The sequence below is a fragment of the Nonlabens ponticola genome, from assembly GCF_003966335.1.
GTDB classification, from domain to species: domain Bacteria; phylum Bacteroidota; class Bacteroidia; order Flavobacteriales; family Flavobacteriaceae; genus Nonlabens; species Nonlabens ponticola.
The window spans coordinates 2,050,118-2,066,287 of record NZ_CP034549.1; the positions used below are offsets into that span (position 1 = coordinate 2,050,118).

15 protein-coding genes are annotated in these 16,170 nt (G+C 39.2%); all 15 read left to right on the forward strand.

What is annotated here, in order from left to right; genetic code table 11:
* The first annotated feature begins 17 nt into the window (after positions 1-17).
* The 15 genes from EJ995_RS09300 to acs all read left to right on the forward strand — a co-directional run bounded on the left by EJ995_RS09300 (position 18) and on the right by acs (position 16,159).
* Positions 18-488 (forward strand): hypothetical protein, encoded by a 471-nt coding sequence (locus tag EJ995_RS09300; protein ID WP_126447859.1) that lies wholly within the window; start codon positions 18-20, stop codon positions 486-488.
* 450 nt (positions 489-938) lie between these two features.
* Positions 939-1,529 carry a hypothetical protein gene (locus tag EJ995_RS09305; RefSeq protein WP_126447862.1) on the forward strand — a complete coding sequence of 197 codons (591 nt, stop codon included), beginning with the start codon at positions 939-941 and terminating at the stop codon, positions 1,527-1,529.
* Entirely contained in the window at positions 1,516-2,586 is a 1,071-nt protein-coding gene (locus EJ995_RS09310; RefSeq protein ID WP_126447864.1) for a DUF262 domain-containing protein, read from the forward strand. The genes EJ995_RS09305 and EJ995_RS09310 overlap by 14 nt, the downstream gene beginning before the upstream one ends.
* 236 nt (positions 2,587-2,822) lie before the next feature.
* A complete protein-coding gene (locus EJ995_RS09315; RefSeq protein WP_126447866.1) occupies positions 2,823-3,317 on the forward strand; it encodes a hypothetical protein in 495 nt (164 codons plus the stop codon).
* A gap of 67 nt (positions 3,318-3,384) precedes the next feature.
* Positions 3,385-3,957 (forward strand): M23 family metallopeptidase, encoded by a 573-nt coding sequence (locus EJ995_RS09320; protein WP_126447868.1) that lies wholly within the window; start codon positions 3,385-3,387, stop codon positions 3,955-3,957.
* Between the two features lie 56 nt (positions 3,958-4,013).
* Positions 4,014-4,526 (forward strand): hypothetical protein, encoded by a 513-nt coding sequence (locus EJ995_RS09325; RefSeq protein ID WP_126447870.1) that lies wholly within the window; start codon positions 4,014-4,016, stop codon positions 4,524-4,526.
* Positions 4,527-4,536: 10 nt separating this feature from the next.
* Positions 4,537-4,905: a DUF2200 domain-containing protein gene (locus EJ995_RS09330; RefSeq protein WP_126447872.1), complete on the forward strand. Its 369-nt coding sequence runs from the start codon at positions 4,537-4,539 to the stop codon at positions 4,903-4,905.
* A gap of 684 nt (positions 4,906-5,589) precedes the next feature.
* A complete protein-coding gene (gene ald / locus EJ995_RS09335) occupies positions 5,590-6,675 on the forward strand; it encodes an alanine dehydrogenase (RefSeq protein WP_126447874.1) in 1,086 nt (361 codons plus the stop codon).
* Positions 6,676-6,767: 92 nt separating this feature from the next.
* Positions 6,768-7,652, forward strand: coding sequence for a DUF808 domain-containing protein (locus tag EJ995_RS09340; RefSeq protein WP_126447876.1), 885 nt, complete (start codon positions 6,768-6,770; stop codon positions 7,650-7,652).
* A 31-nt stretch (positions 7,653-7,683) separates the two neighbouring features.
* Positions 7,684-9,111, forward strand: coding sequence for an FAD-dependent oxidoreductase (locus EJ995_RS09345; RefSeq protein ID WP_126447878.1), 1,428 nt, complete (start codon positions 7,684-7,686; stop codon positions 9,109-9,111).
* Positions 9,112-9,223: 112 nt separating this feature from the next.
* Positions 9,224-11,065 carry a PLP-dependent aminotransferase family protein gene (locus EJ995_RS09350; RefSeq protein WP_126447880.1) on the forward strand — a complete coding sequence of 614 codons (1,842 nt, stop codon included), beginning with the start codon at positions 9,224-9,226 and terminating at the stop codon, positions 11,063-11,065.
* An 84-nt stretch (positions 11,066-11,149) separates the two neighbouring features.
* Positions 11,150-11,935: a TrkA C-terminal domain-containing protein gene (locus EJ995_RS09355; RefSeq protein WP_126447882.1), complete on the forward strand. Its 786-nt coding sequence runs from the start codon at positions 11,150-11,152 to the stop codon at positions 11,933-11,935.
* A 129-nt stretch (positions 11,936-12,064) separates the two neighbouring features.
* Positions 12,065-12,835 carry a S1/P1 nuclease gene (locus tag EJ995_RS09360; protein ID WP_126447883.1) on the forward strand — a complete coding sequence of 257 codons (771 nt, stop codon included), beginning with the start codon at positions 12,065-12,067 and terminating at the stop codon, positions 12,833-12,835.
* A 60-nt stretch (positions 12,836-12,895) separates the two neighbouring features.
* Positions 12,896-14,134 carry a CotH kinase family protein gene (locus EJ995_RS09365; RefSeq protein WP_126447886.1) on the forward strand — a complete coding sequence of 413 codons (1,239 nt, stop codon included), beginning with the start codon at positions 12,896-12,898 and terminating at the stop codon, positions 14,132-14,134.
* Between the two features lie 114 nt (positions 14,135-14,248).
* Positions 14,249-16,159, forward strand: a complete 1,911-nt coding sequence (gene acs, locus EJ995_RS09370; RefSeq protein ID WP_126447888.1) for an acetate--CoA ligase — start codon at positions 14,249-14,251, stop codon at positions 16,157-16,159.
* Positions 16,160-16,170 lie beyond the last annotated feature (11 nt).

Consider the following 16,170-nt stretch of genomic DNA (forward strand, 5'->3'; position numbering starts at 1 on the left):
CTGTCATGATGATTTTGATGGCTCTTTTGGCAAGCTGTTCAGTTATTAAATCAGACGCCGATGAAGTCGATAAGATTAGAAAAAATCAAGATTTCACGGTAATCACACCAGAAGGCTGGACACCATTTGTTGATCACCACTACTTAAGCTATACTCCTCATAAAACTGGTAAATTATTCAGGACTTACGTGAGCGTAGAAAAATTGCCCTTAGAAGATGTTTACACTACTCTGGATGATTATGTAGATTATTGGATTAAGTATCGCAAGACAGATGAAGTAAAAAAAGCTATTTCTAGTGATTTTGATAATGCTATTCAAACAAGTACTGAACGTATTGATTACGATGGTCAAAAGCGGCGTTCAATGAATATTTATTTTGAATATGATAATTACTATTACCAATTTGTATATTCATCAGTAGATGAAGATTACGACCAGTATTTTGAACCTGCTATGCAGATTTATGATAGTATCTCTTTTAAGTAAATGGTATTAAACTCTCAATCTTTTCAAAGATTGAGAGTTTTTAAATTACACATTGTTCTGTTTTGTTTACCTGGCCTGAGCTAGACGAAGGGTCTCAGCATATCACAGTCGATTACCTAAATACTACATAGCTATCTATTCATGATGTAATAGATAGCTTTTTATTTACGTGGATACCGCTTTCGCGAAAGTTTGCTTTTTGAAAGATTCTGCGGTGTTTGAAGTGGTTTGTTGGATGTTGATGTGGTTATTGCAAGTTGGTTTTGTGTTTCTTTACCAAGATTGATGTTGGTGAAAGTCGACTTCTTTTAGAATAACGTTGCATAATACACCAGTAGAGTGTTATGTGCAAATGATTCAAACCGATCACATAACATTCTTTCTGATTCTGTATAGGTGATATAGTTTTGGGTATGTTTGTATATCTACCAATAAGGCATAACTAATAAAATGAATAAAGAAGAACTAATAGAACATTTGATTTCCAAATCTGAATTGGACATTTACTATGATTATCTTTTAGGTCAAGAGGTTTGGTATTTTAAGAACAATGGAGATGACTTTAGTTCCGATTACGACTCTTTTAAAAAGTTTATTTCTCGAAATCTAAATATCCCATTTAACAATATTTCAATTGTTGGTAGTGCTAAAACCAGATACAGCTTTTCACCGTCTAAAAAATTGTCCGAGTTCCACGAGCATTCAGATTTTGATTTAATAATTGTTTCAAATAAACTTTTCCGAAACATTTGGGAAGCTTTTAGGGATATTTCTTCAGGACAATATTTACAAAATTACAATCAAAAATGCGGTAATGTGTTCAGTGGATTCATAAGTATAAAAGACGACGACCCAACATACGGAAATGAAACACTCGAAAATTGGCAGAGGTCAGTACTAGCTTTTAAAGCGGAACTGCAGTTAACATTCAATATACAGCATGAAATAAACTATCGAATATACTCAGATTGGGAATCGGTTGAAGAATATCATCTGAAAGGAATAACAAAACTAAAAAACTCAGTGAATGAAACTAATTGAACAAATTGACATACAACCACAAACATCTAAATGGCTTTATGACCTTAGCCAAAAAGGATTGTTAGAAGTAGATAATTCATTTCAGCGTAATTACGTTTGGACAGTAAAAAATCAAATTCAACTAATTGAGTCAATTCTTATTGGTTACCCGATACCAGAAATTTATTTATGGAATACGGGAACAGATGAAAATACAGGAGATACTAAGTATTCAATTATTGATGGGCAACAACGATGCGGTGCTGTTTTTCAATTTATAGCCAACACTTATAAGCTCAAAGAAAGTCACCTTGATGAGAATAATCCTAAACTTTCGACAATCAAAAATAGATTTTTCAAAGATTTGGAAACGGAAGATAAAAAGGCAATTTGGTCTTATGTGTTTTCAATACGATTGGTAAGAAATCAGGTGGAACGAGTATCTATTGTGAATATGTTTTTACGCCTTAACAGTAATAATATGACTCTGAATCCTCAAGAACTAAGAAATGCCGAATTTGAGGGTGAATTCATGAGTTTAGCTTCTAAACTATCTGAACTTAATTTTTGGGATGAAAACAAAATATTTGGTGTCGCCGATAGAAGAAGAATGAGAGATATCTCCTTTGTAAGTACGCTTTTAGTTTTCATGAAAAAAGGAATTGGTGAAGATATCGGTAATGCCAATTTAAATCAGATTTATGATTTGTATAATGACGAATACCCTGATAAAGAAAAGGATAAGAGCAAATTCACTTCGATAATCGATGAAATACATAAGATTATTGATAGTAATACAGAGAGAATTAAAATCTTAAAACGTCAAGTACATTTTTATACCTTATTTACAGTTTTATTTGACTTGTTAAACAATCAGGCTAATTTGACGGACAAACAAATTTCCAACTACCGCGATTTCATTGATAATTACGAAAATGAAGTTGTTTTAGCAAAATACTTCCCAGAATTAATTAGAGATATTTATCTATACAAATCTTTAGTAAAAGAAGGAACAAGACAGAAGTCTAACAGGTTTGAGAGACACAGAATATTGAAAAAAATAGTTCTGAGTAAATAGCTATGCTCAGAATTGACCATACGTAAAACTAACTAAATCGCTAAAATGGACGCATTTTATCTAAACACCAAACGAAAAGCAAAGTTCGATGAATTTCTACGCTACGCATAGCCAATATAGTTTTAGCCTATTGCCAGCATGCTTAACTTCTTGTTTTCTTCTCACTCACATACTCGCTCGTCAGAGCAAGGATGAAAATCAGATTTTGAAAACGATCTTGTCAAGAAATTCATCCTATGAAAAACTCCTTTAAACTACTGGTACTCTCTTCATGCATTATCTCATGCACTCCATCAATTAATTTTGAAAAAGCTGAAGAATTGACCAATTTAATCGAGAGCAACAGTAAAATTTATCGATTCTCTATAAATGAGAATACAACGACTATAAATGGTAAAGAAATAATTACCAATGAAGAAGATATTGGGTATGTAAAGGAAAAGGGTTTGATGTTTGAATCTAAACGAGACAACTTACAAGAGTTGGAAATGTCAATTGAAGATTTGGAATCTTTCTTTTTCATATTTGAAAACACAAAAGCATATAGTGTAGATTTTAAGGATGGCAAAGCATATTTCATTGTGGATAGTTTTTTGGATAATTCTAAAGGATACCTATACTCAAAAGAAGAGTTAAATACTGATAAAAGCTCAATAAAACTAAATGACGGTAATATTAAAGTTTTGGATAAAATCAGACCAAATTGGTATAAAGCAACCGCATGGCACTAAGTGTGAATAATTTTTCAAAATGATCTTATTCATAATCCGATTTTGTAGATTCTCTTTTTTCACAGGTATGCTGCTATTAACTAGCTGCAAACAAGATAAACCAGCAGCCACGAGTCAATCGATAAATAAAAAAGCTACTACCATAACGGTATCTGAAACTCCAGTTTTCAAATACGACTCTCTTTACATTGCAAATTCATTTGATTATCCTGTAGGTAAACCTAGTGCCAAAGGCTACTACAACGCACAGAAGTTTCAAGAGAATAATCATCTAGGTGATGACTGGAATGCTGTGACCGGTGGCAATTCTGATTTGGGCGATCCCATTTATTCCATTGCAAATGGTTATGTCAAATCTACTCAAGATCATGGTGGTGGTTGGGGAAAAGTCGTCAGAATCATTCATCAAATGCCAAATGGCAATTTTATGGAGTCTTTGTACGCGCATTGTGAGAGCATTCTTGTACAAGAAGGCAAATACGTAGGTAAGGGCGATCAAATCGCTACCATGGGAAACGCAGATGCAGCCTACCTCGCTCACTTGCATCTAGAGATTAGAGATAGTATTAACAGGCAACTAGGTGCTGGTTATTCTACAGATACAGATGGTTATGTGGATCCTACTGCGTTTATTTCATAGCATCGATAGCAGCTACATTCACTATATTTAAGTCTCTTTAGTTGATTTAAAAAGCCATGAAAAAATATCTAGTATTTATTTTCATTTTGACCGCAGCAAAAAGTTTTGCTTGTAATTGCGGAATAGTGAGACTATCAGATTTGCAACAATCAGAATTGGCAAAATCAGAATGCATATTTATAGGTGAGGTTATAGAGATCGATGATACTAATCTTACATTCAAAATAATAGTAACTGAATCTCTCGATAGCGGTGATGCTATAGGAAATACTTACCTAGGCAAGAATTGGAAGTCATGTTCACCGGTCGTGGACGCACATGGACAATGGATCATGTACGGGCAAATGAAAGATGGGTTTTTACGACCTAATTTATGTGGTATAAGCAGAAGCTTTGAAGACCCAATCGTTAGAAAGGTATCAAATAATCCAAACCTCTACAGCAAAAACATCAACGACGAGGAAAGAAAAAGGCTTTTCAATAAATTACAAATTGAAAACAAGCGAAAAGCAATCACCGACCTAGATCATGAAATCAACGCCCTGCGCAGATTAAGAGACGAGAAATAAATCCACCACCATGCAAGTTACAGCCGCCAAAAATGAAAAAGTAGCCCAAATGATATTTGGTAATATCTATCCGCTTTACTTAGATAGATTGATAAAAAAGGGTCGTACCAAAGAAGAACTAGACCAGGTCATCAAGTGGCTTACTGGTTATGATCAAGCAACGCTGGAACAGCTTATTGAAGAAAAGGTAACCTACCAGACCTTTTTCCAAAATGAAACCATGCACCAAAATGCCCAGATGATCAAAGGCGTAGTCTGCGGCTATCGCATAGAAGAAATCCCAGCAGAGTTTGCTGTTTATAAGCAATGCCGACAGTTAGAAAAACTTATTGATGAACTCGCTCGAGGCCGCAAAATGGAAAAGATATTACGTTCTTGAAAAGTCACGCTTGACGCAATCTTATTTACTATTCTGCTTTTTCAAAGTTTTGAAATAGATTATTTATGTAAAGCAACTACCTATCGATAGTTGAACTTCCAATCGATATCCTATCAAATTCTTTAGAAATCTGCCATTTAGCACTCTTTCGCGAAAGCGGTATCCCAAATACTTTATCTAGGACCTAGGAAAAATTGTTCTAGCGTTGACAGGTGCTTACTGGCTTGGTGAATTACAAGACTATATCGAGAAAGTGACCTTTGCAGAGATCGCAATGCTTCCTAAAGCAGCTTTAACAATCAGTCGCTTTGTATTAAAATTTGGGATTGAGATATCATTATTTAAGAAGTGAATAAAAAACACTTAAAAATCGACATCATCCCTAACCTTGTCAGTCCAAAGTGTACCGTAGATGGTAAACGTTGGATTATAGCCATCAAAGAATTAGGCGTTGAAGATCAAATTGAAATCGAGAGGAGTCCTTTTCAACTCAATTCATAGCGACTGATTTTACATTACAACCAGTAGTGAAATTTGTGATTAAATTAAAAATAATGTAACATACCCCATAAAAAACAGGGTTGTAAACACTAAATATGTATTTTGTGAAAAACAAACCCCATCGTTTTTACACCTAGCGTCAAAATAATTCGAAATTGCTGAAGTAAACTAAAAACGCGCACCATGATCGTAGGCATTCCCAAAGAAATTAAAAATAATGAAAGTAGAGTCAGTTTGACGCCTGCCGGCGTTTATGAACTGGTTAAAAACAATCACACGGTCTATGTGCAGACGCAAGCCGGTATAGGCAGCGGTTTTACTGATGATCATTACTTAAAGGCTGGCGCTACTATCCTGGATACGATTGAGGAAGTCTATGCCATTAGTGAGATGATAGTCAAGGTCAAGGAACCTATTGCGCATGAATATAAGTTGGTTCGCGCGGGACAGGTACTGTTTACCTACTTCCATTTTGCTTCCAGTAAATCGTTGACAGAGGCTATGATCAAGTCCAAAGCCGTTTGCATTGCCTATGAAACGGTAGAAGACGATGAAGGGTCACTGGTGCTGCTCACGCCCATGTCTGAAGTAGCAGGAAGACTTGCCATACAGCAAGGTGCCAAGTATCTAGAAAAACCTGTAAAAGGTCGTGGCGTTCTTTTGGGCGGCGTTCCAGGTGTCGCACCGGGAAAAGTGCTGGTTTTGGGTGCTGGCGTTGTCGGTATTCAAGCAGCCAAAATGGCGGCAGGACTAGGCGCGCATGTGACCATCATGGATGTCAACATGAAGCGCCTGCGTTATGTCAATGATGTCATGCCACCGCATGTGGTGACCGAGTTCTCTAATGAATTTAATATCAGGAAGCACATTAAAACGCATGACCTTATCATAGGTGGTGTGCTCCTCAAAGGTGCCAAAGCGCCCAATCTAATCACTCGTGATATGCTCAAGGAAATGCGACCAGGTACGGTTATCGTTGATGTTGCCGTGGATCAAGGTGGTTGTGTAGAAACCACCAGACCTACCACGCATGAAGATCCTATATACATCATTGACGATGTGGTGCATTATTCGGTTGCCAATATGCCTGGAGCCGTACCATATACATCGACCGTGGCATTAACAAATGTGACCTTACCGTATGTACTGCGATTGGCAAATCAAGGTTGGGAAACAGCTTGTGGGAATGACCCTAGTTTACACAAGGGTTTGAACATCATTGATGGAAAAGTGATGTACCATGAGATTAATGAAGCGTTTGGTTGGTAAGTAAAATAGTGAACTCACGGTGCCTGTATCAAAATGCAAATCTAATCCCGATTAAAAATTTGATATTTTTGTAGTTCAATCAATTTCCTTACATGGCCTCAGGATTCTTCGCACTATTAGACGACATCGCAGTACTTATGGACGATGTTGCGGCTATGAGTAAAGTCGCAACCAAAAAAACTGCAGGAATTCTAGGTGACGATCTTGCTGTAAATGCAGAGAAGGCATCTGGATTTGTTTCTTCGCGAGAAATACCTGTTTTGTGGGCAATTACCAAAGGTTCTGCTTTAAACAAGCTCATCATCTTACCTATCGCATTTTTGCTCAGTGCGTTCTTACCAGTTGCGGTCACGATTATTTTATTGTTGGGTGGCGTTTATCTAGCCTTTGAAGGTGCCGAGAAGATCTACGAGTGGATTTTTCCGCATGCTGCTCCAGAGATTGACATCCCATCTAGAGAATTGACAGAAGATGAGATTGTTGCTCATGAAAAGGAAAAAATTAAAAGCGCTATTGTTACAGACTTTATTCTTTCGGTTGAGATTGTCATTATCGCATTAAGCGCCGTCGTGACAGAACCTATTCTTAATCAAATTCTGGTCGTTACGGTGGTAGCGATAGTTGCGACAATTGGCGTGTATGGTATCGTTGCAGCCATAGTACGCATGGATGATCTAGGTGCGCGTTTAATACGCAATAGTGGTGATACCGGCATCATAAACGGTATCGGTAAATTTCTAGTGGCGGCGCTGCCATGGATTGTGAAGAGTCTTTCTGTGATTGGTACGATTGCGTTGCTCCTAGTTGCTGGTGGCATTTTTGTTCATGAATTACATTTTATTCATGACTTACTGCACGGCTTGCCTTCCATAGTTGCCGAGGCGCTTACCGGTTTAGTGGTTGGCTTTGTGGCTTTGTCATTGTATAAATTACTTAAGTTTCTGTTCTTTAAAAAAACATCCTCAACTGATCACTAGAACAGAATAAGTGAGCGACAAAATTGCTAGAATGTATTGGACTGTTTGCCCAAGCTGCAAGGGCCGCGGCTCAACACGTGGTCGTATTAAGAAAAAAGCAAAACTCGATTACCAGCGAAAACTAGAAACCTACCTGCAATCAAATCAGCTAGGCTATGCGCCTATAAAACCACGAGCTATTTTATCAACTTGCAAAAATTGTCAAGGTTCTGGGCTGGTAAAATCAGGTGAACCTACTCCAATCAATAACGATTTACCGCAGGTGGCTATTGTCGGTGCAGGAATTGGTGGTACGGCACTGGCTGTTGCTTGCCAGCATCGTGGTATCCCATTTACCTTATTTGAGCGCGATGGCAGTTTTGACGAGCGATCGCAAGGTTATGGATTGACGTTGCAACAGGCACACAAGGCGATGCAGGGCTTCGGTATCGAGCAGCTAGAAAATGGCGTGGTAAGTACGAGACATGTGGTTCATGATACTGCTGGTAATATTCTAGGAGAATGGGGTTTGCGAAAATGGCTTGAAAACAATAAGCCAGCAGCCAATAAAAACACCAATATTCATATAGCGCGCCAGACATTACGTCAAAGTCTGATGGATATGCTTGACAATCCAGAACAAATCAAATGGGATCACCAATTGACAGATCTTCAAACCATTGAAAACAATCAGATTCAATTATCCTTTCAGCACAATGATACCGCTGTAAGCTTCAAAGCAGATCTAGCTGTCGGTGCAGATGGCATACGCAGCAAGACACGTGAACTTATCTTGGGCGATACGATAGAATCCTTGAGGTATTTAGAATGTATCGTTATGTTAGGGATATGTCCGTTAGAGAATATTAAAGATCTAAATCATGAATTGCTGGATAACGCTACTGTTTTTCAAACGGCTAATGGTCACGAGCGCATGTACATGATGCCGTACAAGCAAGATCAGATCATGTGGCAATTTAGTTATCCGATTGATGAAGAAGCTGCCACGAGGTTGAGCAAGGCTGGCACTACAGCTCTTAAGAAAGATGTACTGCTACGGACTAAGAGTTGGCACGATCCTATTCCACAAATTATTGAGGCAACTAGTGAGACTTTAATCACTGGTTATCCAGTTTATGATCGTGATGTTTTGAATGATTACGCTTTCGCGAAAGCGGAAAATTCAACATTATTAGGAGATGCTGCTCATCCCATGAGTCCATTCAAGGGTCAAGGCGCTAATCAGGCATTACTGGATGCGTTATCGCTAGCACGAAATATCTATCACGGTTGCAGACCTCAATCCAACTGGCGAGAAAAAGGAATAAGAAAAAGTGCTTTGATGCAGTACGAAAGAGAAATGATCCAGCGCAGCTCAGTCAAGGTAAAAGAATCTGCAAGAGCAGCCAGATTCCTGCATACTGATGAAGTCATGAAAAAAATGGACGCACCACGCGGCAGAGCAGCTAGTGACTCATAACATCGGATCATTTTCCTGACAGCCACTCGCCTATCTTTAACCTTATCTTCTTATTGAGATCGCGCTCGTCGATGGCTCAATTCCTACCTTTGCAATAGGAAATTTGAATTTTATGACACAGCACAGCGCTACCGATTTTATTACCAAAACACTGGAAAACAAACCTCAAGACTGGCTAGGATTGACCACACACAGGCTGGATATCTATGAAGAGAAGTTTGCCAAAGTCCAGTTTCTAGAACAATATGAGCAGCTGTTTAATGAAAACAATCATAGCACGCAAGCTCTAGCAAAGTTGCCTACAGCATATGATTACATACGATTGGGTCATCCACTTTCTTGTGTTCTAGAATGGGGAATTTCTCAACAATACAAGGTGCCAGCAGACAATGTCATCAGTTTTCAATCTCAAACGGTTCCCATATTGGCTGTTTTGAGAAAAAATCTTCTTGATAATCGCAAGACCCTTATTGTTTACAAGGACCAGTTACCAGCACATTTTGATGCTGAAACGGTACGCAAGGTCTATGGTTACAACTTTGAACTACAACAGGTGAGCAATATCAACGAGGTTCAATCCTTTAATGGAAATGTTATCTATCTGTTTGAATCTGCTACTATAGGAGATTTTGAACTTCATGAAAGTATTGATTTTTATGTGAGTACACATAGTTCATTGGGTAGTGTTTTGCTCATGGATAACAGCGTGAGTAACTACGTGAGCGACGTCCAGCACGTACGTCGTCGCGAGACGGTAGCAATGACGCCTAGCAATTCACTCATCGCCTTAAATGCATTTGTAGCTAATGCTTCTGTGGATCTAACGGCTCATGATTTTGAGAATGATAAACGCAGTGTGCTCAAATCTGTAAAAGATATTACTGGCACTAGCTTGCAGCCCATCGTTGGTTCCAGCGGTTTGAGCGTGCAGTATGCTATTATGATGGGATTGATCGATCACGCCATTGAGCATCATCCCAATAAGCCTATCAAGTTTGTCGTGCCACCCAATTGCTACGGTGGTACCAATGATCAAGCACGTCGCGTCGCCGCCTGTCTCGATAATGTCGAGGTCGTGGATCTACCAGTTGATGGTAATAACGACATGGTACGCAGCGTGGATCGGGTATTGGACGATTTGGCCCAACAGGACGCTATTCCCTACATCATTGCAGAGATTCCTACCAATCCTCGTGTAGAAGTTCCTGTACTGGAAGATTTACGGGATGCGCTTTCGCGAAAGCGTAACACACCTAATAACACCACTGCTATCGATCCAGTTTTTATCCTAGATCAAACATTTTGTCCTAACTATGAGTTTTTGGGTGAAGGCAAAATTTTATCTGAGGTAAGAACCATATCCTATGCTAGTGGATCCAAGTTTCCTAGCGGCGGTAGATGCACGGCAGGTTATGCGGTAGGGAATAATAAGGTGGCAGACTTGATGGAAAAACTTGAGTTGCACCTGCAATTATGCGATAATGAGGCTACTGCGCAACAGTATGAAATCCTGGCAGAACAGTTGCCGTCAATGAATAAGCGTATCGCTGCAGCTTATGAAAACACTCGAGAATTTGTAGAATTCATCAAGGAAACACTTCCAGCGGCTAAAATCAATTTTGTTAGTGAAGAACTAGCATCGCATGGATTTACACCATCGGTTTTTTCAATGGACTTACCTACTAAGGGTGACACCGCAGAGGAGCGCGAGCAATACAAACGCGATCTCAATCTTAAATTGATACATAAAATGATCGACGAGATTCCAGCAGAAAGTAAGTTTTGTGTCAGTTATGGTCAACTGAAAGGCTGTTACTGGACGGTACCAGCAACGAGCACTCAAGGAACTACTAAAGAAGGTGATAAGGACTATATCGTTCGTGCCTCACTATCACCAGACCTGGATCTTGAGAAACACAAGCAAGTTTTTAAAGATTTTGTTGAACATTTATAAGAGCCTATTTTAAAACACCTTTAAGGTAATCATGATACACGGCGTACATTATTTGACCTAATTTAGACTTCTATTTGACTTGAAATGATCGCAGCAGTAACCTTATTTCTTATAGTTTCTTTATCGGCATTGATTACCAAAATCGCTGCCATAGCTCTCACGCACACAGGTTTGTCGACTGAGGTTGCAAAGTTTCAGGCAAGGTCTGCCTACACAGGTGCAGGATATAGCACGGCAGAGTCTGAGAATATCATGAACCATCCAGTGCGTCGCAAGATCATCTACAATTTGATGTTGATAGGTAATGCAGGTATCGTCACCGCCATGTCCTCGCTCATATTGACATTTGTCTTGCCCGACACGCTAGCCTCAAGGCTATACGGATTACTCATCGTGGTAACTGGTATGGCATTTTTGTTTTGGGCGATACGCAGTAAATGGGTAGATCGTGGACTTTCTAGAATTATTGACCGACTGCTCAAAAAGTACACTGATATTGAGATCCATGACTTTGCCGCGGTACTTCATCTCAAGGATGACTACAAGATCAGCAAAGCGACTGTCGATACTGATGGCTGGATGTGCCACCGCACCTTGATGGAACTTAATTTGCGAGAAGAAGGAATTACCATTCTGGGCGTTGATCGAGGCGACAATCAGTATTTTGGCTCACCTTCAGGCGAATTCAAGATCTTACCTCACGATATTGTCACCATTTATGGTAAGGCAGATGGTATCAAAAGTCTCTACAATCGCAAGAAAGATCATTACGCCAGATTGGAACACGACAAGGCAGTAAAACAAGAAGAACAACGCAGAAAAGAAGAACAAAATCGTGTTAAGGAAAAGGAAACCGAGCAATCAAATTAAATTGTAGCTATTAATCTTTTAGTATTACGCTTTCGCGCCTGCCTGCCGGCAGGCAGGAAAGCGTAATTATTAATACACACTTAAACTAGGTACGGTCATTGTCGTTGTATCTTGCCGCAAAAACAAGCCATGCGCGTATTACTACTATCCATTTTTTTACTTTCCACTACCCTATCGCATGCCTATGATTGGGGTAAAACGGGCCACAGAGCCACAGGTGCCATTGCCCAAAAATACTTGAACAAAAAAGCACGCAAGGCGGTCGCAGAATTACTGGATGGTGAGTCACTGGCATTAGTTTCCACTTATGCAGACGAGATTAAGAGCGATAAACAGTATAGATCTTACGGTCCATGGCATTATGTAAACGTACCATTTGAGACAACTTATGATAAACACGAGCCAAGTGATCGTGGCGATTTAATTACTGGTATTGACAAATGCATTGAGATATTAAAATCAGACGATGCCAGCAAGGAGATCAAAGCGTTTCACCTGCGATTATTGGTTCATCTTGTAGGTGATTTACACCAGCCTATGCATACAGGATTGAGTGAGGATAAAGGCGGTAATGATTTTCAAGTACAGTGGTATAATGACGGTACTAATTTACATTCCGTTTGGGATACGCGTATGATTGAAAGCTACGGCATGTCTTACACTGAGCTTGCTGACAATGCTGATCGCATCTCAAAAAAAGAGCGCAAAGCAATGGCCGCAGGCACACATCGTGAGTGGATGGAAGACAGCCGCGACCTTGTAAAAGATATTTATAGAAACACAAATAAAGGCGATAAGCTAGGCTACCGTTACATGTACGATTACATGGATATCTTGAGGGATCAATTGCAAAAAGGTGGAGTACGACTGGCTGCGCTGCTTAACGATGTATTAGGCTAAAAGCAATTTTTTATTACTGTATAAGCTATAAATGTGTAAATAAATGCACATTTGTAAACGATGCTATTTTACAGAAACCCTTATTCTTTATCTAAGCAGCTATTATGTTTCTGTTTAGTTTTAGCAACTCAATTTGCTTTTGGCCAAGAAATCCCGGTCAAATTTCAAGCAATAGAGCTACTACAAATACATATACAAACAACAGATAGTCTAGAGATACTGGATGATCAAGAATATGTGACAGCCACCCTAAGACTAAAAAAGGACGATGCGCTGATCATTATTGATGAGCCTCTTAAAATAAGAACTCGTGGTAATTCTACCAGTTCGTTTCCTAAACGACCATATCAATTAAAGTTTTACGACAAGCAGCGCATGGTAAGCATGCCAGCAGACAAACGCTGGGTCCTGCTAGCTAATTACTCTGATAAAACAATGCTGCGCAATTCCATAGGATTTGCCTTAGGGCATTATAGTCAACTAGATTTCACTCCTATGAGTAAACACGTAGAGCTGTTTATTAATAACCAATATCAAGGGTTATACCTGCTTGCTCAAAAAGTTGAAGAAAGTAAGAACAGAGTTGACCTGAGTGAAGATGGTTTTCTCATCGAGGTAGAATTAGAAAATCGCATAGAAGAAGATGATAGTTGTTTCTCCACATCACATGAAACCTATTGCATTAAATATCCAGAAATATCAAAAAAAGATAATCGATTTGCTGAAATCAAAAAACAGGTAACTGAGATAGAAGAATCAATCTATAATTTTACTACTGATAGCAGCGGCGTGCGATCCTATGAAAAATATCTTGATGTAGAATCAGTCATCGACTGGTACCTGATCAATGAAATTACTAAAAACAATGACGCTAAATTTCATACCAGTGTCTTTATGAGTAAAGCAGCTAATGGCAAATTGAAACTAGGTCCAGTTTGGGATTTTGACATTAGCATGGGAAATATTGATTACAATGGTAATATGAATCCAGAAGGCTTCTGGGTAAAAAAGGCTGATTGGTTCAAGGCTCTTTTTAAAGACCCACAATTTGCAGGTCGTGTGCGCAATAGGTTCTTTGAATTTTATGACAACAGGAATCTAATTTTTGAATTGATCGACAACCACGCACATCAGTTGAGAGAAGCGCAAATACGCGATGATCAGCAATGGAATATCATAGGAACAAAAGTCTGGCCCAATTACAAAGTCTTTGATACCTATCAAGAAGAAGTCGACTATTTAAAAGACTGGCTAGAAACACGTTATCAATGGCTGGACGCTGCCTATAGGCGACTATAATTCTTTTATTGTTTAATTTAATGGCAATTTTAAGCAATGGCTTTGAAACACTGCTTACTTTTACCCTATCAGTTAAGTAGGGTAATAAATTTGCTACTACATTAAACAGCATCAATGAGTAATTATCATATCAAGGGTCTAGAGGAATATTTTCAAGTGTACCGTAAATCCGTACATCAACCAGAAGAATTCTGGGCAGAAATTGCCCAAGAGAATTTCTTATGGAGAAAAAAATGGGATCGTGTCCTAGAGTGGGATTTTGAAAAGCCTTCAATTAAATGGTTTCAAGGAGCCCAGCTTAATATCACTGAGAACTGTCTGGACAGGCATCTCTATTCTCACGGCGATAAGACTGCTATCATTTTTGAGCCCAACAATCCAGATGAAGATGCAAAGCATATAACGTATAAGGAGCTACACCAGCGAGTTTGTAAAATGGCTCTTGTTCTCAAGTCTCAAGGAATAGAAAAAGGTGATCGCGTTTGTATTTATCTACCCATGATTCCAGAATTGGCGATTTCTTTGTTAGCCTGCGCGAGAATTGGTGCTGTTCATTCAGTAGTATTTGCTGGTTTTTCTAGTCAGGCGTTACAATCCAGAATCAATGATGCAACTTGTAAAATGGTGATCACCAGCGATGGTTCCTATCGCGGTGCAAAGACGATTGACTTAAAAGGAATCGTAGATAGATCACTAGAAAACACTCCAAGTGTTGAATCAGTCATTGTTGTCAAAAGAATAGCAAGCGAGACTGCAATGCAATCCGGTCGTGATTACTGGTTGCACGATTTATTAGAAAAGGAAACTCAAGATGATTGTCCTATAGAAATCATGGATGCAGAAGATCCACTCTTTATTCTTTATACGTCTGGATCTACTGGCAAACCTAAAGGCATGCTACATACCACGGCTGGCTATATGGTTTATAGCGCCTATACATTTAAGAATGTCTTTCAATATGAAGAAGGTGATGTCTATTGGTGCAGTGCAGATATAGGTTGGATCACCGGTCACAGTTACATTGTTTATGGGCCGTTGGCTAACGGCGCGACGACCGTTATGTATGAAGGCGTGCCCAACCATCCTGATTGGGGTAGATTCTGGAAAATAATTGATAAGCATCACGTTAATCAATTTTATACAGCGCCGACTGCTATTAGAGCATTGGCAAAAGAAAGTTTGTCACACGTCGAGTCGCATGATTTGAGCTCGCTCAAGGTTCTGGCCACCGTTGGTGAACCAATCAATGAAGAAGCCTGGCATTGGTATAACGAGAACATAGGCAAGAAAAACAGCCCAATAGCTGATACCTGGTTTCAAACAGAAACCGGTGGCATCATGATAAGCCCTATTCCTTATGCGACGCCCACAATTCCAACTTTTGCGACCTTGCCGCTGCCAGGTATACAACCTGCGTTGATGGATGAAAACGGTCAGGAAATTAAAGGAAATCAAGTGAGCGGTAGGATGACCATTAAATTTCCATGGCCTGGAATGGCTAGAACTATTTACGGTGATCATGAGCGGTTTAAAGACACTTATTTCTCTGCTTACAACAATTATTACTTCACGGGTGATGGCGCTAACCGTGATAGCACTGGTTACTATCGTATCACGGGTCGTGTGGATGATGTGATTATTGTTTCAGGGCATAATCTAGGAACCGCGCCTATTGAAGATGCCATCAATGAGCATCCAGCTGTTGCAGAGAGTGCGATCGTTGGTTTCCCGCACGACATCAAGGGGAATTCCCTTTATGGATTTATTATACTCAAAGAAACAGGTAGTGATCGCAATCAAGAAAACCTCAAAAAAGAAATCAATCAAGTTATTACTGAACGTATAGGTCCTATCGCCAAGATGGAAAAAATACAGTTCGTTCCTGGTCTCCCTAAAACTAGATCAGGCAAAATCATGAGACGCATTTTACGCAAGATTGCAGCGAATGAGCTAGATCAATTAGGCGATATATCAACGTTGCTCAATCCAGAGGTTGTGGATGATGTTATTAAAAATAGATTGTAGTTGGTTGGTAG